Source organism: Streptomyces sp. Tu6071, assembly GCF_000213055.1.
Classification (GTDB): Bacteria; Actinomycetota; Actinomycetes; order Streptomycetales; family Streptomycetaceae; genus Streptomyces; species Streptomyces evansiae.
In genome coordinates this window covers 7,234,485-7,260,227 of the sequence record NZ_CM001165.1, presented here as the reverse complement: position 1 = coordinate 7,260,227, position 25,743 = coordinate 7,234,485, and the positions used below count along the sequence as shown (strand labels likewise).

General features: G+C 73.1%; 24 protein-coding genes. 9 read left to right on the top strand and 15 right to left on the bottom strand.

Annotated features, from left to right (window positions below; all coding sequences use genetic code 11):
- Window positions 1-38: 38 nt before the first annotated feature.
- The 3 genes from STTU_RS30940 to STTU_RS35995 form a co-directional block, all read right to left on the bottom strand.
- Window positions 39-413, bottom strand: coding sequence for a DUF1232 domain-containing protein (locus STTU_RS30940; RefSeq protein ID WP_043256868.1), 375 nt, complete (start codon window positions 411-413; stop codon window positions 39-41).
- A gap of 185 nt (window positions 414-598) precedes the next feature.
- A complete protein-coding gene (locus tag STTU_RS30935) occupies window positions 599-1,426 on the bottom strand; it encodes an SAM-dependent methyltransferase (RefSeq protein WP_007830226.1) in 828 nt (275 codons plus the stop codon).
- Window positions 1,427-1,507: 81 nt separating this feature from the next.
- The gene (locus STTU_RS35995) at window positions 1,508-1,999 is read right to left on the bottom strand and encodes an ATP-binding protein (protein WP_043256866.1); all 492 of its coding nucleotides are present in this window, start codon (window positions 1,997-1,999) and stop codon (window positions 1,508-1,510) included.
- A 224-nt stretch (window positions 2,000-2,223) separates the two neighbouring features.
- On the opposite strand from STTU_RS35995, the gene STTU_RS30925 reads away from it, so the two are divergent.
- On the top strand, window positions 2,224-2,994 hold the full coding sequence (locus STTU_RS30925; protein ID WP_010267694.1) for an MgtC/SapB family protein: 771 nt from the start codon (window positions 2,224-2,226) through the stop codon (window positions 2,992-2,994).
- 96 nt (window positions 2,995-3,090) lie between these two features.
- Here STTU_RS30925 and STTU_RS30920 read toward each other — a convergent pair whose 3' ends face one another.
- Both STTU_RS30920 and STTU_RS30915 read right to left on the bottom strand, forming a co-directional pair.
- Complete coding sequence (locus tag STTU_RS30920; RefSeq protein ID WP_043256865.1) at window positions 3,091-4,056, bottom strand: LLM class F420-dependent oxidoreductase; 966 nt, start codon at window positions 4,054-4,056, stop codon at window positions 3,091-3,093.
- 69 nt (window positions 4,057-4,125) lie between these two features.
- Window positions 4,126-4,914, bottom strand: coding sequence for a tyrosine-protein phosphatase (locus STTU_RS30915; RefSeq protein WP_043256864.1), 789 nt, complete (start codon window positions 4,912-4,914; stop codon window positions 4,126-4,128).
- A gap of 216 nt (window positions 4,915-5,130) precedes the next feature.
- Between STTU_RS30915 and STTU_RS30910 the strand changes: the two genes are divergently transcribed.
- Window positions 5,131-7,152: an elongation factor G gene (locus STTU_RS30910; RefSeq protein ID WP_007830218.1), complete on the top strand. Its 2,022-nt coding sequence runs from the start codon at window positions 5,131-5,133 to the stop codon at window positions 7,150-7,152.
- A gap of 314 nt (window positions 7,153-7,466) precedes the next feature.
- Entirely contained in the window at window positions 7,467-8,060 is a 594-nt protein-coding gene (locus STTU_RS30905; RefSeq protein WP_009062570.1) for a TMEM165/GDT1 family protein, read from the top strand.
- Window positions 8,061-8,106: 46 nt separating this feature from the next.
- Here STTU_RS30905 and STTU_RS30900 read toward each other — a convergent pair whose 3' ends face one another.
- From STTU_RS30900 to STTU_RS30865, 9 genes are all read right to left on the bottom strand, one after another.
- Window positions 8,107-8,469 (bottom strand): hypothetical protein, encoded by a 363-nt coding sequence (locus STTU_RS30900; RefSeq protein WP_007830209.1) that lies wholly within the window; start codon window positions 8,467-8,469, stop codon window positions 8,107-8,109.
- Window positions 8,470-8,563: 94 nt separating this feature from the next.
- Window positions 8,564-8,800 carry a hypothetical protein gene (locus STTU_RS30895; RefSeq protein WP_007830206.1) on the bottom strand — a complete coding sequence of 79 codons (237 nt, stop codon included), beginning with the start codon at window positions 8,798-8,800 and terminating at the stop codon, window positions 8,564-8,566.
- A gap of 10 nt (window positions 8,801-8,810) precedes the next feature.
- On the bottom strand, window positions 8,811-8,984 hold the full coding sequence (locus STTU_RS34780; RefSeq protein ID WP_010267704.1) for a hypothetical protein: 174 nt from the start codon (window positions 8,982-8,984) through the stop codon (window positions 8,811-8,813).
- A gap of 370 nt (window positions 8,985-9,354) precedes the next feature.
- The gene (locus STTU_RS30890; RefSeq protein ID WP_043256863.1) at window positions 9,355-9,594 is read right to left on the bottom strand and encodes a DUF5133 domain-containing protein; all 240 of its coding nucleotides are present in this window, start codon (window positions 9,592-9,594) and stop codon (window positions 9,355-9,357) included.
- A gap of 281 nt (window positions 9,595-9,875) precedes the next feature.
- Complete coding sequence (locus STTU_RS30885) at window positions 9,876-11,486, bottom strand: glycoside hydrolase family 13 protein (RefSeq protein WP_007830200.1); 1,611 nt, start codon at window positions 11,484-11,486, stop codon at window positions 9,876-9,878.
- 227 nt (window positions 11,487-11,713) lie between these two features.
- Window positions 11,714-12,673 carry a carbohydrate ABC transporter permease gene (locus STTU_RS30880; RefSeq protein WP_007830198.1) on the bottom strand — a complete coding sequence of 320 codons (960 nt, stop codon included), beginning with the start codon at window positions 12,671-12,673 and terminating at the stop codon, window positions 11,714-11,716.
- Window positions 12,674-12,688: 15 nt separating this feature from the next.
- Window positions 12,689-13,651 carry a carbohydrate ABC transporter permease gene (locus STTU_RS30875; protein ID WP_007830196.1) on the bottom strand — a complete coding sequence of 321 codons (963 nt, stop codon included), beginning with the start codon at window positions 13,649-13,651 and terminating at the stop codon, window positions 12,689-12,691.
- 8 nt (window positions 13,652-13,659) lie between these two features.
- On the bottom strand, window positions 13,660-15,018 hold the full coding sequence (locus STTU_RS30870) for an ABC transporter substrate-binding protein (protein ID WP_029396748.1): 1,359 nt from the start codon (window positions 15,016-15,018) through the stop codon (window positions 13,660-13,662).
- A gap of 577 nt (window positions 15,019-15,595) precedes the next feature.
- Complete coding sequence (locus tag STTU_RS30865; protein WP_010267716.1) at window positions 15,596-16,609, bottom strand: LacI family DNA-binding transcriptional regulator; 1,014 nt, start codon at window positions 16,607-16,609, stop codon at window positions 15,596-15,598.
- Window positions 16,610-17,008: 399 nt separating this feature from the next.
- On the opposite strand from STTU_RS30865, the gene STTU_RS30860 reads away from it, so the two are divergent.
- The 3 genes from STTU_RS30860 to STTU_RS30850 all read left to right on the top strand — a co-directional run bounded on the left by STTU_RS30860 (window position 17,009) and on the right by STTU_RS30850 (window position 21,086).
- On the top strand, window positions 17,009-18,781 hold the full coding sequence (locus tag STTU_RS30860; RefSeq protein ID WP_007830190.1) for a glycosyl hydrolase family 28-related protein: 1,773 nt from the start codon (window positions 17,009-17,011) through the stop codon (window positions 18,779-18,781).
- A gap of 162 nt (window positions 18,782-18,943) precedes the next feature.
- Complete coding sequence (locus STTU_RS30855) at window positions 18,944-20,437, top strand: MFS transporter (protein WP_043256862.1); 1,494 nt, start codon at window positions 18,944-18,946, stop codon at window positions 20,435-20,437.
- A 79-nt stretch (window positions 20,438-20,516) separates the two neighbouring features.
- Entirely contained in the window at window positions 20,517-21,086 is a 570-nt protein-coding gene (locus tag STTU_RS30850) for a TetR/AcrR family transcriptional regulator (protein ID WP_007830181.1), read from the top strand.
- A 113-nt stretch (window positions 21,087-21,199) separates the two neighbouring features.
- Here STTU_RS30850 and STTU_RS30845 read toward each other — a convergent pair whose 3' ends face one another.
- A complete protein-coding gene (locus STTU_RS30845; protein WP_007830176.1) occupies window positions 21,200-22,216 on the bottom strand; it encodes a Gfo/Idh/MocA family protein in 1,017 nt (338 codons plus the stop codon).
- A 199-nt stretch (window positions 22,217-22,415) separates the two neighbouring features.
- Here STTU_RS30845 and STTU_RS30840 point away from each other — a divergent pair, with 199 nt between their 5' ends.
- The 3 genes from STTU_RS30840 (at window position 22,416) to STTU_RS30830 (ending at window position 25,706) form a co-directional block, all read left to right on the top strand.
- A complete protein-coding gene (locus STTU_RS30840; protein ID WP_052862445.1) occupies window positions 22,416-24,212 on the top strand; it encodes an ABC transporter ATP-binding protein in 1,797 nt (598 codons plus the stop codon).
- Window positions 24,213-24,463: 251 nt separating this feature from the next.
- Window positions 24,464-25,108: an HD domain-containing protein gene (locus STTU_RS30835; RefSeq protein WP_043256859.1), complete on the top strand. Its 645-nt coding sequence runs from the start codon at window positions 24,464-24,466 to the stop codon at window positions 25,106-25,108.
- 40 nt (window positions 25,109-25,148) lie between these two features.
- Window positions 25,149-25,706 carry an isochorismatase family protein gene (locus STTU_RS30830; protein WP_043257870.1) on the top strand — a complete coding sequence of 186 codons (558 nt, stop codon included), beginning with the start codon at window positions 25,149-25,151 and terminating at the stop codon, window positions 25,704-25,706.
- The last annotated feature ends 37 nt before the right edge of the window (window positions 25,707-25,743 follow it).

Genomic DNA, 25,743 nt, shown 5'->3' with positions numbered 1-25,743 from the left:
GCACCGGGCGCTCTGCGCCGCCGTCCCCGCGCGCGGCGTCACTGCCCGCGCCGGGGCGGATAACCCGCCCCGGGCGCCCGCCCCACCTCCTTGTGCCCGCCGCCCGTGACCCGCGTCGCCCGTCCCGCCACGTGCCGTACGGCCGCTCCCGTTTCCCCGGCCCGCAGGGAGCGCAGGGCGAGGAGGAGGACGCCGATGTCGTCGAGGTAGACGGGGTCGGGGACGAGGTCGGTGGGGAGGACGAGGTAGAGCAGGGCGCCCCAGAAGACCCAGCGCTTGCCGGCGGGCAGCCCGGCGGCGCGCAGCGTCCTGCGGGTGCGCACGAGGCGGACGGCGAGGACGAGGGCGAAGGCGAGCACGGCCGCGGCGAGCACGGCGAGCACGATCAGCAGGTTCCGCGTGTCGTCACTCATGCCAGGCTCCCTGCCCGCCCTCGCGAGGACCCGCGCCCCCGCTCCTGGAGGTCGTCTACCCGCCTGACGGGGGTTGAGCACGGGCTGTTCGGGGGGCGCGGGGCGCACGGAGGGCGCGGAACGCGGTGCTCTCGTCCGGACTGCGGCGGTGGCCGCCGCGGTCCGGCTCGGTCGCCCGGCCCCTGTCAGGCCGTCGCCGTCACCGTCCACGCCGGGAGGCACGCGTTGCCCCGCGGGCGCGCGCACGCCGCCAGGACGTCGGCCTCGCTCTCGGCCAGGTCCAGGGCGTGGGGCGGCACTTCGCCCTGGGCGCGGGCCTCTTCGAGCCAGTACCGGGCCGCGTCGATCTCCCAGTCCGCGTCCTGGAGGCCGTCGGTGGGGACGGGGACGGCGGGGCCCGCGTGCCAGCCGGTCTCCGCGAGGAGGCGGAGGATCTGGGGGCGCGAGAACGGGGTGCGGATGTTGCCGTCGCCGCGCAGCCCGGTGGCGACCAGGTGGGCCTGGAGGCGGACGGCGAGGAGGTGGGCGAGCTGTCCCGGGGCGCTCGGTTCGGGGTCCCACTCGGCGAAGTGCAGGACGGGCGCCCAGTCCCGGGCGCGCTCCAGGAGGCGGCGCAGGGTCGCGGCGTCCGCCACGTACCAGGAGCAGTGGGCGAGGACGACGGCGTCGAAGCCGGGCTCGGGCGGGGCGGTCGCGAGGTCGAGGCCGAGGCGGGGCTCGACGCGGTCGCCGAGCGGCCCCGCGGCGAGGTGGCGCAGGGAGGCACCGAGGGTGACGGGCGCGCCATAGTCGGCCGGGCCGGGATCGGTCGCGAGGACGTGCCCGGTGAGGCCGACCAGGTCGGCGAGCACGGCGGTGGTGTCGCCCTGCCCGCAGCCGATCTCGACGAGCCGGGCGCCGGGGCGCGGCTTCCAGTGCGCGGCGAGCGCGAGGCGGTGGGCGGTCTGCGCGACCTGGGCCGCCGGCGAGTGGGCGTGACCGGCCATCAGGGCGGCGAGCGCCTCGGGCGTCATAGGGGCGCGGTCCTTCCGGCGGCCGGATGTGTCGCTGGAGGATATCCGGCGCCCAAGGGGCGGGCCCCGGGGGGCGCGGACTCAGTGGGGCAGGTCGACGACCGCGCCCACGGACTTGCCGCCGGGGGTGCGGGCGATGCGGACCTCGCGGCTGAGCGCGCGGACGATCTCCAGCCCGTGGCCGCCGACGCGGGCCGGGTCGGGCCGCAGGAAGGTCGGCGCGACGGGGCTCGTGTCGTGGACGGTGACGACGACGTGGGTGGCGTCGCCGGTCAGTTCGAGGGCGTGGAAGCCGCCCGCGTGGCGCTCGGCGTTGGTGGCGAGTTCGCTGACGACGAGGTGCAGGTCCCCCGTCGTGCGCTCGGGGACGCGTGCGCACCACTCGGCGCCGAGGCGGTGGAGGAAGCGCGTGGTGACGGCGCGCGCGGCGGCGACGCTGCCGGGGGTGCCGTCGAAGTGCGCGACGTGGTGCAGGGGCCGGGTGGGCGCGGGGTCCCCGGCGGCCTCGGCGCCGTCCGCCACGCAGGCGTACTCCGACGCGGGATAAAGCGTTGTCGTCGTGTGCTCGTTCATGGTCTCCAGCCCCCCGTGCGCGTGTGCCTCCGGGACGCGTCGCTGTGCCCGGCTCTCGCCGGATACCCCGGTCATGGGGCCGCACACATGGCGCCGCGTGTGAGGGGGGTCACAGCGTGGGGCGTGGATAGGCTCGGCGGCGGCCGGTGACGACAGTGCGTACGGGGCCGGTGCCGGGCGGAGGCCGCGGCGCGGGCGGCCGTGCGCGGAAGGAAGGTGGGCGGATGCAGGCGCTGGCGATGTCGCTCTTCGATCCGGCGGCCGGGCAGGGTGCCCGTCAGTTCGCCGAGATCGGTCTCGCGCTGCTGCTCTCGACGCTCATCGGCGCCGAGCGGGCGGTGCAGCAGAAGAGCGCGGGCCTGCGCACCCACACGCTGGTGGGGGTGGGCAGCGCCCTGTTCATGGAGGTCTCGCAGCACGGTTTCAACGCGGTCCTCGGGCTGGAGAACGTGTCCTTCGACCCGTCGAGGGTCGCGGCGCAGATCGTCTCGGGGATCGGGTTCATCGGCGGCGGTCTGATCTTCGTACGGCGGGACGCGGTACGGGGGCTGACGACGGCGGCGACCGTGTGGCTGACGTGTGCGATCGGGATGGCCTGCGGGGGCGGGCTGCCGCTGCTCGCGCTCGCGGCGACGCTCGTGCACTTCCTCGTCGTGTGGGGCTACCCGTGGCTCACGCGGTGGCTGCCCGCGCTCTCCTCGGTCGAGCAGGCGGGTCTGACGCTGAGCTACCGCTCGGGGAGCGGGGTGCTCTCCCGTGTGCTCAAGGAGTGCACCGACATGGGCTTCCGGGTCGTGCAGGTGAGCGTGGAGCGGCCCGGCCGGCCCTCCAGGAAGAAGGACCCCCTCGCCGAGGAGGAGGAGCTGGAGACGGGGGCGCGAGCGGTGTGGCTGGAGGTCGAGGGCGCGGGGAGCGTGTACGCGCTCGTCGCCTCGCTCTCGGAGTTCGACGGGGTCCTCGACGTCACGTCGGACCGCGCCGAGGCGGCCGAGTGAGCGGCGGTACGGGTGCGGGGCGGCCCCTGACGGGCGGCGCACCGCACCCGTACCGGAGCCCGCGCACCCGTACCGGTCCGTGAGTGATCGCGCGTCTCACAGGCTCCGCAGCGCCGGGAGGAGCCGTTCGCGTGCCCAGCGCAGGAAGGGTTCCTGGTGGGCGCCGCCGACCTGGACGAGGGCGATCTCGTCGAAGCCGGCGTCGGTGTAGGCGCGTACCGCCTCGACGAAGGCGTCGACGTCGTCGCCGCACGGGATCGCGGCGGCGACGTCCTCACGGGTGACGCTGCTCGTGGCCCCGTCGAAGGAGACGGGGCCCGGAAGCTCGGCGTTGACCGGCCAGGGGCCGAGCGACCAGCGGAACTGCTCGTGGGCGCGGGTGAGCGCGGCCTCGCGGTCGGGGTCGTAGGAGACGGGGAGCTGGCCGACGCGGGGTTTGCCCGTGCCGCCGAAACGGTCGAAGTCGGCGAGGAGTCTCGCCTTGGGCTCGGTGGCGATGACGAGGTCGGCGAGGCGGCCGGCGAGGGCGCAGGAGCGGGGTCCGGAGACGGCGACGCCGATCGGCGGGGCGGTCTCGGGCAGGTCCCACAGCTTGGCGTCCTGGACGCTGAAGTGCTTCCCGTCGTGGTGGACGGTCTCGCCGTCGAGCAGGGCGCGGATGATGCCGACGGCCTCCTCCAGCATCTCGATGCGGACCCGCGCGGCCGGCCAGCCGCGCCCGACGACGTGCTCGTTGAGGTTCTCGCCGGAGCCGAGGCCGAGACGGAAGCGGCCCTGCGACAGGAGCTGGACGGTCGCGGCCTTCTGGGCGATGACCGCCGGGTGGTAGCGCACGGTCGGGCAGGTCACGTACGTCATGAGCGGCAGGCGCTCGGTGGCCTGCGCGACGGCGCCGAGGACGCTCCAGGCGTAGGGCGCGTGGCCCTGTTCCCGCAGCCAGGGGAAGTAGTGGTCGGACATGACGGAGAAGTCGAATCCGGCCTCCTCGGCACCGACCGCGTGCGCCACCAGCTCGCGGGGGCCTGCCTGTTCGGTCATGAGGGTGTATCCGATACGGGGCATGGCACTCGATGTGACCGCGCGGACGGCATGTCAAACCCCAAACCTGCCGAGCGGGTGCCGGACAAATATTCAGCCGTCCGCTCGGGCGGACCCTTCGGTGGGCGCGCGGGAGGGCTCCGGGGCGGGTACGAGGAAGCGGGCGCGCAGGGCCGCGACGGTCGTCCCCGGGACGCCGTGCGCCGCGACGTAGGCGGCGACGCCGCCGTGGTCGCGGTCCAGGTCGTCGAGGAGGTGGCGGACGACGGCCTCGGGGGCGCGTCCGTAGTGCTCCCAGCCGGGGGCGCGACCCCCGTTGCGCGCGGACCAGTCGGCGCGCAGCCCCGCGGTGGCGTGCTCGGTGAGGGCGAAGTCGGCGGCGACGGTGTCGCGGTCGACGCCGAGGAGGGTGAGGACGAGCGCGGCGACGATCCCGGTGCGGTCCTTGCCGGAGGCGCAGTGGAAGACGGCGGGGCCCTCGGCGTGCGCGAGGACGTCGATGACCTGGGCGATCTCCTTGCCGCCGTCCGCGAAGATCTCGCCGAGCTTGTCGGCGAGGTACCGCCAGGGGTCGGGGAGCGGCCCGGTGGCGGCCTGGTCCCAGGCGCGGTGCTCGATGCCGAGGTGATGGAAGGCGAGTCCCTCGCGCGCGGGGACGCGGCCGGTGCGGGCGATCTCCCAGCCGTGGCGCAGGTCGACGACGGTGCGGATGCCGAGCGCGTCGAAGCGCGCGCGGTCGGCGACGGCCGCGGGCTCGTGGAGCTTGGCGAGGTTGTCGGAGCGGTAGAGCACGCGGCCCCGCGTGACGTGTCCCCCGGCGGCGCGGTAGCCGCCCAGGTCACGGAAGTTGTGCAGGCGGTCGAAGGCGAGGTGTCTGTCCACGGTCGTTGATCCTAGGCACCCGTACGGGGGACGGGCGGGGAAATCCGCTTGCGGGGCGCACCCGCTTCCGCGCACGATTCCCCGGTCCGCGCGGGGTCCGTCAGGGTCCCGGCGGGCGTCGTACCCGTATCCGTTCGAGGAGGTCCGCCATGCGCGCTGCCCACTGGTTCGTTCCGCAGGCCATCGCAGTCCCTTCCGACCTCACGGAGCACCTGGGTGCACTCGCACGACCATCTCAACCTCGGCGTCCTCGCCCACGTCGACGCCGGTAAGACCAGCCTGACCGAGCGACTCCTGCACGCCGCCGGGCTGCTCGACGAGCCCGGCAGCGTCGACGCGGGCACGACCCGTACCGACTCCCTCGACCTGGAGCGGCGGCGCGGGATCACCATCAAGGCGGCCGTCGTCTCCTTCCCGCTCGGCGACCGCACCGTCAACCTCGTGGACACCCCGGGCCACCCGGATTTCATCGCGGAGGTGGAGCGGGTCCTCGCGGTGCTCGACGGGGCCGTCCTCGTCGTCTCCGCCGTCGAGGGGGTGCAGCCGCAGACGCGGGTACTGCTGCGCACGCTGCGGCGGCTCGGCATCCCCACGCTGCTCTTCGTCAACAAGATCGACCGGCGCGGGGCGCGCGAGCTGCTCGGCGAGCTGCGGGCACGGCTCGACCCGGCGGTCGTCGCGCTGGGCGTGCCGGACGGGGCCGGGACGCCGGGGGCGCGTTTCCTCCCGTACGCGCCGGACGAGCCCGCACACACCGAGGCGCTCGCCGAGGTGCTGACCGCGCGGGACGACGCGCTGCTCGGCGCGTACCTCGACGGCGGCCTCTCCCCCGCCCGCCTGCGCGGGGAACTGCGCCGCGCGGTCGCGTCGGCGCGGGTCCACCCCGTGCTGTACGGCTCGGCGCTCACGGGCGCGGGGATCGCCGAGCTGCGGGCCGCGCTCGCGGAACTGCTGCCGGTCGCGCGGGGCGGGGCGGAGGCACCGCTGTCGGCCTCGGTCTTCAAGATCGAGCGCGGACCGGGCGGCGAGCGCCGGGCGTACGCGCGGCTGCACGCGGGCACGCTCGCGGTGCGCGAACGGGTGCCGTACGGCGCGGACGGCAGGAGCGCGGTGCTCACCGGTCTCGACGTCTTCGCCGACGGCGGGCCCGTCCCCGCCCGGGAGGCACGCGCCGGGCAGATCGCGCTCGTCCACGGCCTCCCCGGCCTCCGCATCGGTGACCGCATCGGGGCGGGCCCCGCCGACGACGCGGCCCGCGCGACGGCCTCCGCGACCGCCTTCGCCCCGCCGAGCCTGAGCAGCGTCGTCGTCCCCGAGGAGCGCCGCGACGCGCTCGCCCTGTGGCCGGCGCTGAGCGAACTCGCCGAGCAGGACCCGCTCATCGGCCTGCGCCGCGACCCGGCGCGCGAGGAGATCTCCGTCTCGCTCTACGGCGAGGTGCAGAAGGAGGTCATCGCGACGACGCTCCTGGAGGAGTACGGGGTCCGGGCCGGCTTCCGGGCGAGCCGCCCGCTGTGCGTGGAGCGCGTGCGCGGCGAGGGGAGCGCCGTCGAGGTCGGCGAGCGGGACGGCAATCCCTTCCTCGCCACGATCGGGCTGCGGGTCCGTCCCCGCACGCCCGGGACGGGGACCGTCTTCCGGCTCGGCATCGAGCTGGGCTCGCTGCCCCCGGCGTTCCTGAAGGCGATCGAGGAGACGGTCGGCACGGTGCTCGGCGAGGGGCTGCGGGGCTGGCCGGTCGTGGACTGCGAGGTGACGCTCGTCCGCTCCGGGTACTGGCCGCGCCAGAGCCACAGCCACGCGGTCTTCGACAAGTCGATGTCGTCCACGGCGGGCGATTTCCGGCTTCTGACGCCGCTCGTCCTCATGACGGCGCTGCGCGCGGCGGGCACGGTCGTCGAGGAGCCCGTGCACCACTTCCGGCTGGAGGTCCCCGCCGAGGCGTACGGGGCGGTGCTGCCGCTGCTGGGACGGCTCGGCGCCGTACCGGGCGCGCCGCGCGCGGCGGGCGGCACGTACACCGTCGAGGGCGAGATCCCGGCGGCGCACGTGCACGAGCTGGGGCGGCTGCTGCCGGGTCCGAGCCGGGGCGAGGGCGTCCTGGAGACGGAGTTCGCCGCGTACCGCCCGGTGCGCGGCCCGGTCCCCGAGCGCTCCCGTACCGACGCCGATCCGCTGCGCCGCGAGGAGTACCTGTTGCGGGTCGTGCGCGGCGTCCCGGTGGACGGGCGGCGCTGAAGGGGCCGGTACGGGTGCTCGGGGTGTGGTCCCGGGCACCCGTACGGGCTTGTTAGTCTTGGCGGCGACGAAGGGGAGTAGTCCCGCGATACCGGTATGTCGACATACTGGCCGTGCGTACGCCGGGAGGCGGACGCGGGCCCGGCGACCGGGCCGCCCGGCACGCCGGGCGGTGGACGAGACCTTCGGCCAGGCAGGACCGTGCCCGCGACCCCGTGGGCGCGTTCGTCGTGCCGTGGCCGAGTGGTCCTTCCCGCCGGGCGGCGCACGGATCGCGGCCGCGGCCCCGTTCACGAAAGACCGGCACCGCTTCGATGTCTCTCGATCCGCTCGCCATCGTCACGGCCTTCGGCCTCATCTTCCTCGCCGAGCTTCCCGACAAGACCATGTTCGCCTCGCTGGCGATGGGCACGCGCATGCGGCCCCTCTACGTGTGGCTCGGCACCTCCAGCGCCTTCCTCGTGCACGTCGTGATCGCGTGCGCGGCGGGCAGCCTCATCGGGCTCGCGCCCTCCTGGATCGTCTCGCTCGTCTCCGCGCTGCTCTTCGCTTTCGGCGCCGTCCTTCTCTTCCGCGCCGACGCGGGGGACGAGGAGGACGACGAGGACGCGGCGGGCAGCCGCGGGGTCACCGGGTTCTGGCCCGTGTGGACGACCGCGTTCATGGCGGTCTTCATCAGCGAGTGGGGCGACCTGACGCAAATCACCACGGCCAACCTCGCGGCCTCGCGCGGCACGCTCTCGGTCGCGATCGGCTCGTGGGCGGCGCTCATGAGCGTGTCGGCGCTCGCGCTGCTCGCCGGGCGGTTCATCGCGAAGCGCGTGCCGCTCAAGACGGTGCAGCGGATCGGCGGGATCTGCATGGCGGGTCTGGCGATCTGGTCGGTCGTGGAGATCTTCACGGGGTGACCCGGGCGCCCCGGCCGGAGCGCCCGTCCGTCCCGGACGGGGGTGGTCAGGCCGGGGTCAGCCGGAGCTGGATCTCCTTCTCCTGGTCCCCCGACGCGGAGCCGAGCACCTCGACCGCGTAGACCTCGTCGAGGGCTTCCTGGAGGTCGGTGACCGCGTGGTAGCCGCCCTGCGCGGTGAGGTCGAGCGCGGCGTCGATGCGCACCGGAGAGGTGCGGCCCCTGCGGTCGGAGGTGTCGAAGGTGGCGCTCCAGACCGTGGGGCGCTCCCCCGGTGTCTCGCTCGGGGTGTCGCTCGCCGCGCGGTCGGTGCCGAAGGCTCCGGCCAGGGCGGTGAGGACGGCGTCGGCGTCGCGCGCCGAGCAGCCCTGCAGTTCCACGACAACCTGTGCGGACTGGTCCTGATCCATGGTGGTGCTCCTCCCGTCGTGAGGGCGTGACGGTGGCCGTTCCCCGCTTCTTCTCCAGCGTGCGCCGCCTGGCGTCGCGGCGCGACCGGGGCCGTCAGCCACTCGATTCCCGCGGGGCCGGTCCGGTCCCGTGGGCGTCCCCCGTGTGTGGGCGCCCGGCCCGCCCCGTCCCGCCCTCGTCGGTGTCGGGCAGCTCCTCGCTGCCGTCGCGCGCCGGGGGCGGGGACACATCGAGCGGGTCCTCGCCGGGGGTGCGCTGCTGGTCGGGCAGGTCTCTGGGCACCAGGGGACGGCCGTGCTCCCCCGGGGCCTTCGGCGGATGCTCACCCATGCGTTCCTCCTCAGTCCAGTCCTCGTACGACGTTCCCCGCGGGCCACTCGGGATCGGGCGGCTGCGGGGCCTCGGCCTCGTCGCTCCCCACCCGCGGCCTGCCCGACAGGTGGGTGCGCACCTCGCCCTCCGGGGGCGGGGGCGGGGTGGGTATCGGGGTGGGGTGCGCTGCGCTGTCGTGCACGGCGGCTCTCCTCTCGCTTCGCATCCGGTGGGGACCGCCTTCGCGTACCCGCACAGGTCGCGGTCACACGAAGGGTTGTTCGGGCCGGCCCCACGAGGCCGCTGGTCGCGGCCGGTGCGCGGCGGAGGTGCGCGGCGGGCCATACGGCTCAGCGGTACGCGGTGCGGACGGTACGGCTCGGCGGTGCGCGGCGGGCTGTACGGGTCGGCGGTACGCGGCCGGTACGAAGAAATGCGGCCCCGCCGTGCCCTCGGGGGAAGGAGGGCGGCGGGGCCGCTGGCAGCTCGGGGACCCGGGGGGGAGGGTCGTTTCCGAGCTTGCGTCGATGTCCTTGTGCCCCACTCATCCTCGCACAATCCTGTGACGCGGGTCACATTTCGGTTGCGGCGCCGTTCCGGGGACCGCCGAGGCGTCCCGTTCCCGCGTCGCGGAGCACGTGGGCGACGGCCTCGGCCGTGGTGGGGCGCCCGGTGAGGACGCGCAGGGCATCGGCCGTCTCTTCGAGGCGGCGGCGTTCGCGCAGGTCGGCGGGGGCGCGCCGGACACGGTGCTCCTGCCGGCGGTAGCGGCGGAGGAGGCCGTCGAGCAGCACGTCCTGGGGCAGGGGCATGAGGGGAGCACTCCGGCGAGCGGGCCGCCGCGGCGCGCGGCGGGGCCCGGGGACGTACTCCCCGGGGCGGGTACGGGCCACGGCGCGGGCCCGGCGACCGGCACCGCCGGCCATCCTCTCCCCCACCGGGCGCGCCCGCATTCCGTACCCGCCCGTCCGGGGACACGGCCGCCGGTGTCGCCTCCGGCGGCCTGCCCCGGCCCCTTCCGGGAGGGACCGGGCGCGCGGTCAGGCGCGCGCCCGGTCCGTCCCGGAGTCCTCGCGGTGGTCGTCCGCGCGGCTCAGCGCCGCAGCCACACCGCCGTGTCCGTCGGGAGCAGGCCGCCCTCGTCGAGCGGGCCGCTCGCGAGCAGGACGTTCTCGTGCGCGGGCAGCGCGACCGGCGCGGCACCGAGGTTGACGAGGCACAGGAGCCCGCCGGGACGCGCGAAGGCGAGCACGCCCGGCGTCTCGGGCAGCCACTCGATGGGCCCGTCGCCGAAGCCCGCCTCGACGGCCCGCACCCGGATCGCCGCGCGGTAGAGCGAGAGCATCGAGCCGGGGTCGGCGGCCTGCGCGTCGGCCGCGTAGGCCGACCAGCCCTCGGGCTGCGGGAGCCACGGCTCGGTGGTGGAACCGAAGCCGCTGTACGGCGCGTCGGCGGTCCACGGGAGCGGGACGCGGCAGCCGTCCCGACCCGGGTCGACGCCCTCGGAGCGGAAGTACATCGGGTCCTCGACGCGGTCGAGGGGGATGTCCGCCTCAGGCAGGCCCAGTTCCTCGCCCTGGTAGACGTAGACCGAGCCGGGCAGCGCGAGCGAGAGCAGGGCCGCGGCGCGGGCCCTGCGGGTGCCGAGCGCGAGGTCGCTCGGGACGCCGAAGCGCTTGCGCTCGAAGGCGAAGCCGGTGTCCTCGGCGCGGCCGTAGCGGGTCACGGTCCGGGTCACGTCGTGGTTGCAGAGCACCCAGGTCGCGGGGGCGCCGACCGGGGCGTGCTCGGCGAGGGTGCTGTCGATGGCCTCGCGGAGCTGGTCGCGGTCCCAGGGACAGCTCATGAAGTTGAAGTTGAAGGCGGTGTGCAGCTCGTCGGGGCGCAGGTAGCGCGCGAAGCGCTCGGCGTCCGGCATCCACACCTCGCCGACGAAGACACCCCCGTACTCGTCGGCGACGCGGCGCCACGAGCGGTAGATGTCGTGCAGCTCGTCGCGGTCGATGTACGGGTTGGGGTCGACGCCCTCGACGTAGTCGGGCAGCGCCGGGTCCTTCGCGACGAGGGCTGCCGAGTCGATCCGTACGCCCGCGACGCCGCGCTCGAACCAGAAGCGCAGGACGTCCTCGTGCTCCTTGCGGACGTCGGGGTGGTCCCAGTTGAGGTCGGGCTGCTGCGGCGTGAAGAGGTGCAGGTACCACTCGCCGTCCTCGACCCGGGTCCAGGTGTCCCCGGAGAACTGCGAGGGCCAGTCGTTGGGCGGCAGCTCGCCGTGCTCGCCGCGCCCCGCCCGGAAGTGGAAGCGCTCCCGCTCCGGGCTGCCGGGACCCGCCTTGAGCGCGGCCCGGAACCAGGCGTGCTGGTCGGAGACGTGGTTGGGGACGATGTCGACGATGGTGCGGATGCCGAGCGCGCGGGCCTCGTCGATGAGTTTCTCGGCCTCGGCGAGGGTGCCGAAGGCCGGGTCGATCGTCCGGTAGTCGGCGACGTCGTATCCGCCGTCGGCGAGCGGGGAGAGGTACCAGGGGGTGAACCAGATCGCGTCGACACCGAGTTCGGCGAGGTACGGCAGCTTGGCGCGGACACCCGCCAGGTCGCCGGTGCCGTCGCCGTTGCCGTCCGCGAAACTGCGCGGATAGACCTGGTAGATGACGGCCGAACGCCACCAGTCGGGCCCTGCGGGCTCCCGGGAGCTGCCTTCCATCGTTGCATGTCCTTTCGGGCGTCGGCGGGGCGTGCCCGCGGCGCCGTGACGTGAGGCGGTGTCATTCCCTCGTCGGCCCGGCGGCGTCGGTACGGCGCCGAGCCGGACGTCGTGGGCTGCGCGCCACCGCCCCCGCAGCGGGGTCGGAGAAGGGGGCGGCGGCGCGCAGGGCGAAAGAGGGCTGCGGGCCGGCCCCGCCGCGAGCGCGGGGCGGGCCGGTGCGGTCGTCAGCCCTTGGTGGAACCGGCGGAGATGCCGGCGATGATGTGCCGCTGGAAGACCAGGAAGACCAGGAGCATCGGGATCGACGCGATGACCATGGCCCCGATCTGCGTGGACTGCGAGATGTTCTGCGAGAACTGCACGAGCGCCACGCTGATGGGCTGCTTGTCGGTGTCCGAGAAGACCATGAGCGGCCACAGGAAGTCCTGCCAGACCGCGACCAGGCCGAGGATGGAGACGACGGCGAGGACGGGGCGGGACATCGGGAGCAGGATCGACCAGAGCTGGCGGAGCTTGCCGGCGCCGTCGATCTCGGCGGCCTCCAGGACGTCCCGGGGTATCTGGTCGAAGAAGTTCTTCAGCAGGTACAGGTTGAAGGCGTTGGCGACGGCGGGGAGCCAGATGCCCAGCGGGTCGTTGAGCAGGCTCACGTGGATGAGCGGCAGGTCGGCGACGGTGAGGTACTTGGGGACCAGCATCGCCTGCGCGGGCACCATGAGCGTGGCCAGGATGCCACCGAGCACGACCTTGCCGAAGGCGGGCTTCAGCTTGGAGAGGGAGTACGCGGCGGCGGTGCAGAAGACGATCTGGAGGGCCCAGGCGCCGACGGCCTGCACGACCGTGTTCCACAGGTGCGTGGGCAGGTCCATCTGGTCCCACGCGTCGGTGTAGTTGGAGAACTTCCAGTGCTCGGGGAAGAGCGTGGGCGGCGTCCGGGTGAGTTCACCGGCCGGCTTCGCCGCCCCGGTGACCATCCAGTACACGGGGAAGAGGAAGGCGAGCGCGAAGGCGATCACGATGAGCGTGAAGAACGTCCAGTACAGGACCTTGCCCTTGGTGCTGGCGAGGGCCAGCGGCGAGACAAGGGTGCGGATGGACGGCCCGTTCTCACGCTTCTCGCGACGCCTGTCGCGGCGCGTGGGGGGCACGGGGGCCGCTTCGGTGGGCGGCAGGACGGCGGTCATCTGCGCGGTCTCCTCTCAGTCCTTGGTCCGGGTGAGCCACAGGTAAACCGCGGAGAACAGGCTGAGCAGTACGAGGAGCATCGCGCTCAGGGCGCAGGCCCCGCCGAAGTTCTGGTAGCTGAAGGCGTACTTGTAGATCAGGTAGAGCACGGTGGTGGTCGATGCCTCGGGGCCGCCGCCGGTGATGACGAAGGGTTCGGTGAACACCTGCATCGTGGCGATGATCTGGAGGAGCATCAGCATGAGCATCACGAACCGGGTCTGCGGGATCGTGACGTGCCGCACGCGCTGGAAGATGTTCGCGCCGTCCAGCTCGGCCGCCTCGTACAGCTCGCCCGGGATGCCCTGGAGGGCCGCGAGGTAGATGAGGACGGTGCCGCCCATGTTCGCCCAGGTCGAGACGAGGACGAGGGAGACGAGGGCGGTGTCGGCGCTGAAGATCCAGTCCGAGGTGGGCAGATGGAGAAAGCGCAGGACCTCGTTGATCAAGCCCGCGTCCGGGTCGTAGAACCACTTCCACAGCAGCGCGCTCACGACCGGGGGGATCATCACCGGGAGGTAGACGACGATCCGGAAGAAGCTCTTCGCGTGGCGCAGCTCGTTGAGCACCAGCGCCATGAGGAAGGGCACGGCGAAGCCGATGACCAGCGCGAACACGGTGAACATCGCCGTGTTCTTCCAGGCGGTCGCGAACTCCGGGTCGTGGAAGACCGCCGTGAAATTGTCGAAGCCCACCCACTCCGGGTCGGAGCCGGGGATGTACTTCTGGAACGAGATGATGATCGCGCGGATCGCGGGGTACCACGAGAACACCGCGAAACAGACGATGCCGCCGATGAGGAAGGCGTAGGCGCGGAGGTTGTGGACGAGGGCGCGGCGCCAGCGGTCGGCGCGCGCGTGGCCCGCCGGGCGGGCCGCCCCCTTGGTGGAAGGGGGCGGCGCCGCGGCGGACCGCTGAGGTGCCTGAGCAGTCTTCATGGGTGTGGTCAGCCTCGGGCGAGAATGCCGTTGATCTTGGAGTCCGCGTCCTTGAGGAGCTGGTCGATGTTCGCGTCCTTCTTGGTGAGGACGGAGGAGACGACCGAGTCGAGGACGGTGTAGATCTGCTGGGCGCCGGCCGGCTCCAGCTTCGGCTTGACGGTGTCGGCGCCGTCGATGAACGCCTGGTAGTTCTCGACCGGCATGTTGGCGTACTGCTTCTTGAGCGCGAGGTCCTTCTGGTCGCGCTCACCGGTCCACAGGCGCGGCTCGGGCAGGCCGACCGGGGCCTTGTTCGCGGCGGCGCGCTTCCAGTTGTTCAGGCCCTGACCGGGGGTGTTGGTCTGGAACTCCAGGAACTTCAGGCCGGCCTTGATCTGCGCGGGGGTGGCCTTCTTGTTGAACATGTAGCCGTCACCGCCCGCGAGGGTGCCCTTGCCGCCGGGCATCGGGGCGAGGCCGAGGTCCTCGTACTTCGCGCCCTTCTCCTTGACGAGGATCGGGATGTTGTCCGGCGCCGAGAGGTACATGCCGAGCTTGCCGGAGCCCATCATCTGCTGCACGTCGTTGATGATGAGCAGCTGCTTGCTACCCATCGAGTTGTCGCGCCAGCGCATGTCCTTGAGGTTCTGCAGAACGGCCTTGCCCTCGGGGGTGTTGACCGCGGACTTCTTGCCGTCCTCGGTGACGAGGGAGCCGCCCTGCGAGTAGATCTCGGCGCCGAAGTGCCAGCCGCCCTGGTTCTGGGCGCTGTAGTCGGCGTAGCCGACGGTGCCGTTGCCGAGACCGGCGATCTTCTTCGCGGCGGCCTGGACCTCTTCCCATGTGGCCGGGGGCTTCTCGGGGTCGAGGCCGGCCTTCTTGAAGAGCGCCTTGTTGTAGATGAGGCCCATCGAGTAGTTGGTGCGCGGCACCCCGTAGACCTTGCCGTCGACGGTGTAGACGTCGCGCAGTTCCTGCCGGATGTCCTGGAACCACTTGAGGTCCTTGACGTACGGCGTCAGGTCCGCGGCCTGGTTGATGTCCACGACGTGCTTGGCGTCGGTGAAGTACGTGTAGAACACGTCCTCCATCTGGCCGCCGGCGAGCTTGGCGTCGAAGGTCTTGGGGTCCTGGCAGGGGAAGGCGTCGTGCGCGGTGACGTCGATGTCCTTGTTGGCCTTCTCGAACGCCGCGATGTCGTCCTCGAAGCTCTTCCGGTCGATCTTGGCGCTCTTCGGCGGCTCGCAGTTGACGGTGATCTTCGTCTTGCCGCCGGCGGAGCTGCCCTTGCTGTCGTCGTCCGAGCCGCAGGCGGCCAGGCTCGTCAGCGCCAGGGCGGACACAACAGCAACGGTACAAGTACGGCGGAACCCGGAGCTTCTCATCGGTGGACCCCTCTAGGGATGGGAAACCCACAGCTGCTTCGCTGTGTGGCGGCGCTCACTCAATCACTAACCACGAATGTCCGCAAGATGTCGCCGCGATTTCGCAATTCTTTGACAGCGGCATGGATGCGGCCGAGGGCGGGTACCCGCAGGGGCTATCTGTGAGCGGCCGGTGGTGTGCCGCGCCCCCGGCCCGCGCACGGGCGCCCCGAGGGGGCCTCTGAGCAGCGGGTTCGGCGGTCGTGATCCTGCTGTGACCTGGCACGGCGCCACAAACGGGGGACCCTCGGGCGAGGGGGACGGCGGCCCCCTCAGAGTGCCCCGGAACGTTCCCGTACGGGGCGTGGAATGCGTCACTCCGCCCGGTTGCGCACGGCCGGACGGACACGCTCCGGAGTGCGCGCTCAAGGGCGAAGACCTGACGGAGACCGGACGGTGTTCTGAAAGTTATGGACTCCGCACTGTCCGGGGACTTGACGGGACGGGGCCCGGCACGGATGAGGGAGGGGCGGTACGGGGACGGGGCGGACACCGCGTGGTGTCCGCCCCGTCCCCGTACCGCCCCCGCGTGCTCTGTTCAGCCGTTGCGCGGGGCCTGTCCCGTCGAGCCGCGCACGACGAGTTCGGGCTCGAAGAGCAGTTCGCCCGGCGGGACGGTGCGCCCGCCGATCTGGAGGCTCAAAAGTTCCACGGCGGCGCGGCCCATCGCCTCGATGGGCTGGCGCACGGTGGTGAGCGGCGGCTCCGCGCAGTTCATGAAGGCCGAGTCGTCGTAGCCGACGACGGAGACCTGTCCGGGGACGTCGAGGCCGCGCCTGCGGGCGGCACGCACCGCGCCGAGGGCGAGCGGGTCGCTCGCGCAGATGATTCCCGTGACGCCCTGGTCGAGCAGGCGCGAGGCGGCGGCCTGGCCGCCCTCCAGCGAGAACATCGCGCGCACCACGCGCTCCGGCGGCAGCTCGCCGCCCGCCGCGCGCGCCACCGCGCGGGCCATCACGAGCTTGCGTCGCGAGGGCATGTGGCCCTCGGGGCCGAGCACGAGCCCGATGCGCTCGTGGCCGAGCGAGGCGAGGTGGCGCCACGCCTGTTCGAGCGCCACGCCGTCGTCGCAGGAGACGGTGCGGAAACCGAGGGTCTCTATGGCGGCGTTGATGAGCACCACGGGGATCTGCCGGTCGGCGAGTACCCGGTAGTGCTCGTGCGAGGCGTCGGCCTGGGCGTAGGCACCACCCGCGAACACCACCCCGGACACCTGCTGCTGGAGGAGGAGTTCGATGTAGTCGGCCTCGGAGACCCCGCCCTTGGTCTGGGTGCACAGCACGGGGGTGAGCCCCTGCTGGGCGAGGGTGCCGCCGATCACCTCGGCGAAGGCGGGGAAGATCGGGTTCTGGAGTTCGGGCAGGACGAGCCCGACGAGGCGGGCACGCTCCCCGCGCAGCTGGGTCGGCCGCTCGTAACCGAGGACGTCGAGGGCCGTCAGCACGGACTGCCGGGTGGCCTCGGCGACGCCGGGCCGCCCATTGAGCACCCGGCTCACCGTTGCTTCGCTGACCCCGACCTTCTTGGCCACCTGAGCAATTCGTCGCGTCATGACCGCAAGATTAACGCAGCTCTTGCTTGTTATCCGACGTCGTGCGGTGATGCGCTTCCACAGAGGTCCGGACGCCCGGCAAGCGCTTCACGGCCGGGACCGGCAGGTCCGTGCGCCCTGAAAGCCCCTCGGAAGCACGTCACGAGGGCCGAAGGACGGAAGTCCGCAGGTCGGGGACCGGGGCTGCGGAGTGTGTGCGAACCTCGAAAACTTCCACTGTGTCAGCAGGAATTCACGAAACCTTGTTGATGCCTTGCTGTGACGCGCACGACACACCTAGGGTGAGGCCCGCCTAGGCCGCCCCACCGTGCCCACGGCGGGCGTTCCTCCCCCCACAGGAAGGCGCACCACTCCATGCGTGCCAGCGAAAAGCGCACTGCCGTCCCGAGTGACATGCCCATGACCACCAGCTCGGCCACTCCCCCCTCCGCACCCCGGCGACTGCTCCCCCTCGCGGTCGCCGTCGCCGCCGCGGCGACCACCGCCGCGCTGCTCGCGCCCACCGCGAGCGCCGCGCCCCGCCCCGTCGCCCCGCGCCCCGCCGCCGCGGCGGCCGGTGCCTCGCTCCCCTTCACCTCCGTGGAGGCGGAGGACGCCGAGAGCGCGGGCACCGTCATCGGCCCCGATGACACGCAGGGGACCGTGGCCTCCGAGTCCTCCGGGCGGCGCGCGGTCCGGCTCGGGGCCGGGCAGAGCATCACCTTCACCGTGCCGCGGGCGGCGAACGCCCTCACGGTCGCGTACAACATCGCCGACGGGCGGACCGGGGACCTCGCGCTCGCCGTCAACGGGGAGGCGAGCGACGCGAAGCTCGCGCTCACCTCGAAGTACTCCTACGTGGACACCCCCTGGATCGTGGGCGCCAAGACGCACCACCTGCTCGACAACGCGCGCGTGCTGCTCGGCCAGGACCTCGCGGCGGGCGACACCGTGACGCTCACCGCCTCGGCCGAGGTGACCGTGGACGTCGCGGACTTCGAGCAGGTCGCCGCGCCCGCCACGCGGCCCGCCGGTTCGGTGTCCGTCGTCGACCACGGCGCCGACCCGAGCGGTCAGGGCGACTCGACGCAGGCGTTCCGCGAGGCGATCGCCGCCGCCAAGGGCGGCACGGTGTGGATACCGGAGGGGGACTACGCCGTGAACTCCTCGCTCAGCGGCGTCGAGGACGTGACGCTCCAGGGCGCCGGGAGCTGGTACTCCGTCGTGCACTCCTCCAGCTTCATCAACCAGTCGAACGCGGCGGGCGGGGTCCACCTCAAGGACTTCGCCGTCATCGGCGAGGTGACCGAGCGCAACGACTCCAGCCCCGACAACTTCGTCAACGGCTCGCTCGGACCCGGCTCGTCGGTCTCGGGGATGTGGCTCCAGCACCTCAAGGTCGGCCTGTGGCTGACCGGGAACAACGACGACCTCGTCGTGGAGGGCAACCGCATCGTCGACACCACGGCGGACGGCCTCAACCTCAACGGCAGCGCGAAGAACGTCGAGGTGCGCCAGAACTTCCTGCGCAACAACGGCGACGACGCCCTCGCGATGTGGTCGCTCAACGCCCCGGACACCGGCTCGGTCTTCGACTCCAACACCATCTCGCAGCCGAACCTCGCCAACGGCATCGCGATCTACGGCGGCACCGACATCACGGTGAGCAACAACCTGGTCTCCGACACCAACGCGCTCGGCAGCGGCATCGCGATCTCCAACCAGAAGTTCGCCGATCCCTTCTTCCCGCTCGCGGGGACCATCACCGTCTCGGGCAACACCCTCGTGCGCACCGGCGCGCTCAACCCCAACTGGGGCCACCCCATGGGCGCGCTGCGGGTCGACGCGTACGACAGCGACATCGAGGCGAAGGTGAACATCACGGACACCACCTTCACCGACAGCCCGTACAGCGCCTTCGAGTTCGTCTCGGGCGGCGGCACGGGCAAGGCGGTACGGAACGTGACGGTCGACGGGGCGACGGTGGACGGGGCGGGGACCGTCGTCGTCCAGGCGGAGACGCCGGGCCAGGTCGCGATCGGCGGCGTGCACGCGAGCGGTGTCGGCGCGGCCGGGACGTACAACTGCCCCTTCCCCGAGGGCAGCGGCACCTTCACGCTCGACGACACGGGCGACAACAGCGGCTGGGACACGACGTGGGACGACTGCGCGACGTGGCCGGAGGCGAAGTAGGGGCCGCCGCGGCGGCCCCGTGACGCGGCCCCGTTCCCGTACCGGGACGGTGCGGGAACGGGGCCGCGCCGTCTCCTCGGCCATTTACGAGACACCGTGCACCGTATGCGTGCTACTTTTTCAGTGCACGATGCCTCGAAACCTGTCCGAGAAGGAACCTCCGTGACCTCCACCGTGGACCGCCCCGCCGTGCCCGCGCGGCGCCAGGGCCTGGTGCTCGCCTGCCTGAGCGTGTGCACCGCCCTCGTCGTCGGCTTCGTCGCCGCGATCAATCTCGCCGTGCCGCAGCTGGCCGCCTCCTCGCTCCATCCGTCCGCCGACCAGCTCCTGTGGATCGTGGACGCCTACGTCGTCGTCTTCGCCTGCCTCGTCATCCCGGCGGGCGCCGCGGGCGACAAGTTCGGGCGCAAGGGCGCGCTGCTGACCGGCCTCGCCGTCGTCGCCCTCGGCGCGCTCGTCTCCGCCGCGGCGCCGAACGTCCCGCTCATGCTCCTCGGCCGCGCGCTCACGGGTCTCGGAGCGGCCTGCGTCCTGCCGAACTGCGTCGGCGTCCTGCTCCACGCGACGGCGCCCGAGCGGCGCGGTCACGCCCTCGCGGTCTGGGCGGCGGCCACCGGCATCGGCGGAGTCGTCGGCAACATCGGCGGCGGGACGCTGCTCAGCCGCGGCTCCTGGCACACCCTCTTCGTGGCCGTCGCCGTCGTCGCCGCCGCCTGCCTGGCCTGGGCGGCGGCGGTCGCCCCGCGCAGCGCGCGGCACGCGCGGCGGATCGACGTGCCGGGCACGGCCCTGTTCGTCGCGGCCGTCGTGGCACTGCTGCTCGGCATCATCGAGGGCCCCGAAAAGGGCTGGTCGAGCGTGCCCGTCGTCACCGCCTTCGCCGCGTGCCTCCTCCTCGGAGTGGTGTGGGTGCTCCTGGAGCTGCGGATACGGCACCCCATGCTCGACCCGCGCCTCTTCCGCGACGCGCGGCTCGCCGGGGCCGCGCTCGGCATGACCGTCGCGTTCTTCGGCAGCTTCGGGCTCTTCTACGTCAACGCCTCGCTGCTCCAGTACGGGCGCGGCTGGTCCGTGCTCCGGGCGGGCGTCGGCATCATCCCCGTGACGATCCCGTTGCTCCTCGGCAGCCGCCACGTCCCCGCGCTCGTCAGGCGCTTCGGGGTGCCCGCGACGCTCACGGCCGCCTTCGCGCTCACGAGCGCCGGACTCGCCGGGCTCTCCCTCACGACGGACCTCGCCTACCCCTGGTACGGCGCGTGCCTGTTCGTCGTCGGGCTCGGCATCATGCTCGCCGTGCCCACGCTGACCGCCGAGATCGCGGCGGGGCTGCCGCTGGAACGCGCGGGCATCGCGGGCGGCCTCCAGTCCGCGACCCGCGAACTCGGCAGCGCGCTGGGCGTCGCCGTCGTCGGCACGATCCTCACGGCGTCCTTCACCCACCACCTGCCGTCCCGTCCCGGCGGCCACGGCCCCGCGCCGCACACCGTCTCGGAGGCGCTGGAGGCGACTCCGGGCGCGCACTCCGCGATCGTCACGGCGTTCACGCACGGCGGGGACACCGCGCTGCGCGCCGCCGCCCTGATCACCCTCGTCGCCGGGGCTCTCGTGGTGGGCGGCCTCACGCGTGCCCACCGCCGGGCCCGTACCGCGTCGTGAGGCGGGGGACTCCCGTCCGGCGGAGCGCGGCTCCCCCGCTTCGGGGCACGGCAGCCGGGGTGCTCGCTACCCTGTCCGCATGACCGGTTCCGCCCCCCAGGGACGCCCGCGCAGCGAGGCCGCCCGTCTCGCGGTGCTCCACGCCGTCGACGACCTGCTCGTCGACGTCGGCTACGGCGCCATGACCATGAAGGGCATCGCGGAGCGCGCGGGTGTCGGCCGCATGACGGTCTACCGCTGGTGGCCGACGAAGGCCCACCTCCTCGTCGAGGCGTGCGCGGCGGACCTCCCCAAGGAGCTGGCGGTCCCCGACGAGGCCGACCCGGAGCGGCAGCTCACCGGCTTCCTCACCGCGCTCGCCGCCTTCCTGACCGGCTCGGACGCGGGCGCGGCCTACCGGGCGCTGCTCGGCGAGGCGCAGCACGACCCCGAGGTGGGCAAGCTCGTCGCCGGTGCCGATCTGCTCGGCGAACCGGCCCGCGAGGTGCTCGCCAGGGTGCGCGGGACCCTCGGCGGGGTGCCCGAGGACCGCTTCGCCGCGGCCGAGCTGTGCGGGCCCGTGGTGCTCCTCGTCATGTCGGGCTCCCCGGCGCCGGACGCCACCGCCCTGCGCGCGCACGCGGCGCGGCTCGCGAAGGCGTGGGCGTGAGCGCACGCGTACGGGCGTGAGCGCGCGCGTACGGGCGTGGACGCGGGGGGCCCGGTCGTGGACGCCGCGTGTCGGACCCGGGACTCCGTGGCCTCGGGCGTAGTCGCCGGGCCTCAGGCGTAGATCCCAGGCTTCGGCGCGAGCCGTACCGGTACGCGCGCGCCCGAGTTCAGCGAGGCGATGCCCGCCTCGGCGACGACGCTCGCGACGTACCCGTCCCACACGCTCGGCCCGTCGGCGGGACCGCCCGCGCGGACCGCGGCGACCCAGTCCCGTACCTCCGTGTCGTACGCCTCCGCGAAGCGCGTGAGGTAGTCCTGCGCGATCTCCTGGCCCGCGCCGGCCGCGGAGTGCACGACCATCGCGTGGTCCTCGCCGATGCGCGCGCTGCCGCCCTCGCACACCGCCTCGCAGCGCACCTGGTAGCCGAAGCCCGAGTTGACGTAGATCTCGACGTCGACGAGGACGCCGCCGCTCGTCTCCATGACGACGAACTGCGGGTCCTTGAGCCCCTGCGGGGCGTGCGCGGTGGGGCGCGGGCGCAGCACGGTGACGGCGTCGATCTCCTCGCCGAGCAGCCAGCGCGCCGCGTCGATCTCGTGCGAGACGGAGCTTCCGATGAGCATCTCGGAGGTGAAGTGCGGCGGCGAGGAGACGTTGCGGTGGGTGCAGTGCAGCATGAGGGGGCGGCCGAGCTTGCCTCCGTCGAGCAACTCCTTCAGGGCCTGGTACTCGGGGTCGTAGCGGCGCATGAAGCCGACGCGCGCGAGCCGGCCGCCGCTCGCGGCCTCCGCCTCGGCGAGCCGCAGCGCACCGCGCGCGTCGGGGGCGAGGGGCTTCTCGCACAGGACGGGCAGGCCGCGCTCGAAGCAGCCGAGGAGCGCCGCCTCGTGCGCCTCCGCCGGCGAGGCGATGAGCACCGCCTCGACCCCGGGCGCGTCGAGAGCGGCCAGCGCGTCCGTGTGCAGGGTGCAGCCCGGCAGGTCTCCCCCCGCCGCCCGCGCCCGGTCCGCGTCCGGGTCGGCGACGGCCGCGACGCGCGCACCGCTCACCACCCGGTCGAGACGTCGTACGTGGTCGGCGCCCATGTGCCCGGCGCCGAGCACCGCGACTCCCAGTGCCTCGCCCATCCCTGGCCTCCTGACTGACCCTCGCGTGCCTGCCCGGCCGCCAGCGTAGATCACCACGGGCCGGGCACGGAGGCCCCCGGGGGGCGCGGCAGGGGCGCGTACCGTCCGGATGCCGGGCGCCCTGTCTGCGCCGATGCGGACAGGAGGAGGATGGGGGACTGTTCGATCGAGCTTCTTCCTTGGAAGGACATCAGAGCTCTTGAGGCAGAACCCTCCGCCCTCCGCGGTGCGGAAGCCGCCGCTCGACCACGCCTACGTCGGTGAGCATCCGCTGCGCACGCTGGGCTACCTGCTGCGCCCCGACCGGGGCCGCCTGACGCTCGCGGTGCTCGTCTTCGCCGTCAAGCACATACCCGTGTGGCTGCTGCCGCTGGTGACAGCCCGCATCATCGACGTCGTCGTGGACCGCAAGCCGGTCTCCGAGCTGTGGTGGAACACGGCGGCCGTCCTCTTCGTCCTCCTCCTCAACTTCCCCCTCAACATGTACTTCGCCAGGCTGCTGAGCCTGTCGATCCGCCGCACGGGCACCGAACTGCGCGGCGCGCTGTGCCACCGCATGCAGCACCTGTCGATCGGGTACCACTCGCGCGTGAGCGCGGAGGTGCTCCAGACGAAGGTGGTGCGCGACGTGGAGGCGCTGGAGACGATGCTCCAGCAGACCGCCAACAACGGTCTCGGCGCCGTCATGACGCTCCTCGGCGGCCTCGCGGTCATCGGTTTCCAGGCGCCGATCGCGCTGCCGCTCTTCCTCGTCGTGGTGCCGCTCGCGGCGCTGCTCGTACGGCGGTTGCGCGGCCGTATCCGCGCGGACAACGAGGCGTTCCGCGTCGAGGTGGAGCGCCTGTCGACGCGGGTCGGCGAGATGACCACGCTCATCCCGATCACGCGCGCCCACGCCCTGGAGCGCACCGCGCTGCGCCGCGTGGACTCCTCGCTCCAACGGGTCCTGACGGCCGGTTTCCGGCTCGACATGCTGGGCGGCCGGTTCGGCGCGCTGTCGTGGATTCTGCTCAACGTCATGGCGGTCGCTTTCCTGTCCGGTTCCGCGCTCGTCGCCTACTACGGCCTCTTCGGGATCTCGCCCGGTGACGTCGTCATGATCAGCACCTTCTTCACCGGTCTGACGGCCTCGCTGACCGCGTTGCTCAACCTCATGCCGATCGTCTCGCGCGGCCTGGAGTCGGTGCGGTCGGTCGGTGAGGTGCTCCAGGCGCCCGACCTGGAGGTCAACGAGGGCAAGACGGACGCGGGCGAGGTGACGGGAAGCTTCGCCTTCGACGCGGTGGGCTTCCGCTACCCGGACGCGGCCGAGCACTCGGTGCGCGATTTCAGCCTGTCGGTGCGGGCCGGTGAGACGGTCGCGCTCGTGGGCGGCTCGGGCGCGGGCAAGTCGACCGTGCTCAACCTCGTCATCGGCTTCATCCGGCCGAGCGCCGGGCGCATCCTCCTCGACGGCGAGGACATCGCGGGCCTCGACCTGCGCACGTACCGGAAGTTCCTGTCGGTCGTGCCGCAGGAGTCGATCCTCTTCGAGGGCTCGATCCGCGAGAACGTCTCGTACGGGATGGACGGCGAGGTGCCGGACGAGAGAATCCGCGAGGCGCTCGCGGCGGCGAACGCGCTGGAGTTCGTCGACCGGATGCCGCAGGGCGTCGAGACGGTCGTCGGGGCCAGGGGCGCGCGGCTGTCGGGCGGTCAGAAGCAGCGGCTGGCGATCGCCCGCGCCCTCGTGCGCGACCCGAAGGTCCTCGTCCTGGACGAGGCCACGTCGGCGCTCGACAACCAGTCGGAGGCGCTCGTCCAGGAGGCGCTGGAACGCCTCATGCGGGGGCGGACGGTGTTCGTCGTCGCGCACCGGCTCTCCACCATCCAGCACGCGGACCGCATCGTGGTGATGGACCGCGGGCGGCTCGTCGAGGTGGGCACGCACGAGGAGCTGCTCGCCGGTACGGGTCCGTACGCGACGACGCTCCAGCCGCGCGCGTACAGCCGCTGAGGCGTCCGCGCGAGGGGCGCCGCACGGCGCCCGTACGAGGTCACCGCGTGCGGCCGTACGGGCCCCGCTCCCGTCGCCCGGCCGGAGGGTTTCCGGCCGGGCGACGGGGGGCCGCGGCCCGTGACGGGGAAGGTGGCCGCCGGGAGCGGGGCGCAGGGCCCGGCCCCGTACCGGCCGCGTACCCGACGCGTCTTCGCCACGCACTCGGCGCGTACCGGCCGTGTACCGGTTTCGCGCGGACGAGGAGCGGCATGACCGAGGAGCAGGCCCCGGCGGGGATTCGCGTGCCCGACACCCGCCTCGCACGCGAGGCGACCGCGCTGGTGCGCGAGGCGACGGACGACCTGATCTACGACCACTCGCGCCGCGTGTACTTCTTCGGCGCGCTCCAGGGGCGGCGCAGGGGGCTGAGCTTCGATCCCGAACTGCTCTACGTGGGAGCGATGTTCCACGACCTGGGCCTCCTCCCCCGCCACCGCGACAGCGGGCGCCGCTTCGAGGTGGACGGCGCGGAGGAGGCGCGCGCCTTCCTCCACTCGCACGGCGTCCCCGAGGACAGCGTGCGCCGCGTGTGGACGGCGATCGCGCTGCACACGACGCCGGGCGTCCCGGAGTTCATGGAGCCCGAGGTGGCGCTCGTGACGGCGGGGGTCGAGTACGACGTCCTCGGCATCGGGTACGGGGACCTGACGGCCGGACAGCGCGCGGAGGTCGTCGCCCTCCACCCGCGCCCCGACTTCAAGCGCCGCATCCTCGCGGCCTTCACGGAGGGCGTCGCGCCGAAGCCCGCGACGACGTTCGGGAACGTCAAGGCCGATGTCCTGGAGCACTTCGTGCCCGGTTTCCGGCGCGACGACTTCGTGACGACGATCGAGGACTCGGAGTGGCCCGAGTGAGGCGGTGACCGGGGACCTCCCCGGCGGTACTGTCGCCGCCATGACCGCCTTCGCGCACCGTCCCGGCACCGCCCTCCTCGTCGTCGACATGCAGAACGGGGTGGTGGCGCACGCCCACCGCGGCGACGAGGTGGTGGCGACACTCGCGGGACTCGTCGCGCGGGCGCGCGCCGAGGGAGTGCCGGTGGTGTGGGTGCGGCACCAGGACGAGGCGCTGGTGCCGGGAACCCCGGCGTGGCAGCTCGTCCCCGCGCTCGTGCCGCTGCCGGGCGAGCCGGTGCTCGGCAAGGAGTACGCGGACGCCTTCGAGGCGACGGAGCTGGAGGAGGTGCTCGCGGCGGCGGGCGTCGGCCGGATCGTCGTGACCGGCGCCGCGACGGACGTCTGCGTCCGCTCGACGCTGCACGGCGGCTTCGCGCGCGGCTACGACACGGTCCTCGTCTCGGACGCGCACACGACGGAGGACACCGGCGTCGAAGGCGTCCCCGGCCCGGCCGCGATCATCGCGCACACGAATCTCTACTGGTCCCAGCAGGTGGCCCCGGGGCGGGTCGGGGGGACGGCCGAGGCGGCGGACGTGGTCCTCGGGGCCGGGTAACGCGTTGCGGGCGCGGGCGGGCGCGGGCGACACTGCC

What these genes read in the sequence shown, in the direction of transcription:
- STTU_RS30940 (WP_043256868.1), bottom strand. Translation starts at nt 413, where the DNA reads ATGAGTGACGACACGCGGAACCTGCTGATCGTGCTCGCCGTGCTCGCC.
- STTU_RS30935 (WP_007830226.1), bottom strand. Translation starts at nt 1,426, where the DNA reads ATGACGCCCGAGGCGCTCGCCGCCCTGATGGCCGGTCACGCCCACTCG.
- STTU_RS35995 (WP_043256866.1), bottom strand. Translation starts at nt 1,999, where the DNA reads ATGAACGAGCACACGACGACAACGCTTTATCCCGCGTCGGAGTACGCC.
- STTU_RS30925 (WP_010267694.1), top strand. Translation starts at nt 2,224, where the DNA reads ATGCAGGCGCTGGCGATGTCGCTCTTCGATCCGGCGGCCGGGCAGGGT.
- STTU_RS30920 (WP_043256865.1), bottom strand. Translation starts at nt 4,056, where the DNA reads ATGCCCCGTATCGGATACACCCTCATGACCGAACAGGCAGGCCCCCGC.
- STTU_RS30905 (WP_009062570.1), top strand. Translation starts at nt 7,467, where the DNA reads ATGTCTCTCGATCCGCTCGCCATCGTCACGGCCTTCGGCCTCATCTTC.
- STTU_RS30900 (WP_007830209.1), bottom strand. Translation starts at nt 8,469, where the DNA reads ATGGATCAGGACCAGTCCGCACAGGTTGTCGTGGAACTGCAGGGCTGC.
- STTU_RS30895 (WP_007830206.1), bottom strand. Translation starts at nt 8,800, where the DNA reads ATGGGTGAGCATCCGCCGAAGGCCCCGGGGGAGCACGGCCGTCCCCTG.
- STTU_RS30890 (WP_043256863.1), bottom strand. Translation starts at nt 9,594, where the DNA reads ATGCCCCTGCCCCAGGACGTGCTGCTCGACGGCCTCCTCCGCCGCTAC.
- STTU_RS30885 (WP_007830200.1), bottom strand. Translation starts at nt 11,486, where the DNA reads ATGGAAGGCAGCTCCCGGGAGCCCGCAGGGCCCGACTGGTGGCGTTCG.
- STTU_RS30880 (WP_007830198.1), bottom strand. Translation starts at nt 12,673, where the DNA reads ATGACCGCCGTCCTGCCGCCCACCGAAGCGGCCCCCGTGCCCCCCACG.
- STTU_RS30875 (WP_007830196.1), bottom strand. Translation starts at nt 13,651, where the DNA reads ATGAAGACTGCTCAGGCACCTCAGCGGTCCGCCGCGGCGCCGCCCCCT.
- STTU_RS30870 (WP_029396748.1), bottom strand. Translation starts at nt 15,018, where the DNA reads ATGAGAAGCTCCGGGTTCCGCCGTACTTGTACCGTTGCTGTTGTGTCC.
- STTU_RS30865 (WP_010267716.1), bottom strand. Translation starts at nt 16,609, where the DNA reads ATGACGCGACGAATTGCTCAGGTGGCCAAGAAGGTCGGGGTCAGCGAA.
- STTU_RS30860 (WP_007830190.1), top strand. Translation starts at nt 17,009, where the DNA reads ATGACCACCAGCTCGGCCACTCCCCCCTCCGCACCCCGGCGACTGCTC.
- STTU_RS30850 (WP_007830181.1), top strand. Translation starts at nt 20,517, where the DNA reads ATGACCGGTTCCGCCCCCCAGGGACGCCCGCGCAGCGAGGCCGCCCGT.
- STTU_RS30845 (WP_007830176.1), bottom strand. Translation starts at nt 22,216, where the DNA reads ATGGGCGAGGCACTGGGAGTCGCGGTGCTCGGCGCCGGGCACATGGGC.
- STTU_RS30835 (WP_043256859.1), top strand. Translation starts at nt 24,464, where the DNA reads ATGACCGAGGAGCAGGCCCCGGCGGGGATTCGCGTGCCCGACACCCGC.
- STTU_RS30830 (WP_043257870.1), top strand. Translation starts at nt 25,149, where the DNA reads ATGACCGCCTTCGCGCACCGTCCCGGCACCGCCCTCCTCGTCGTCGAC.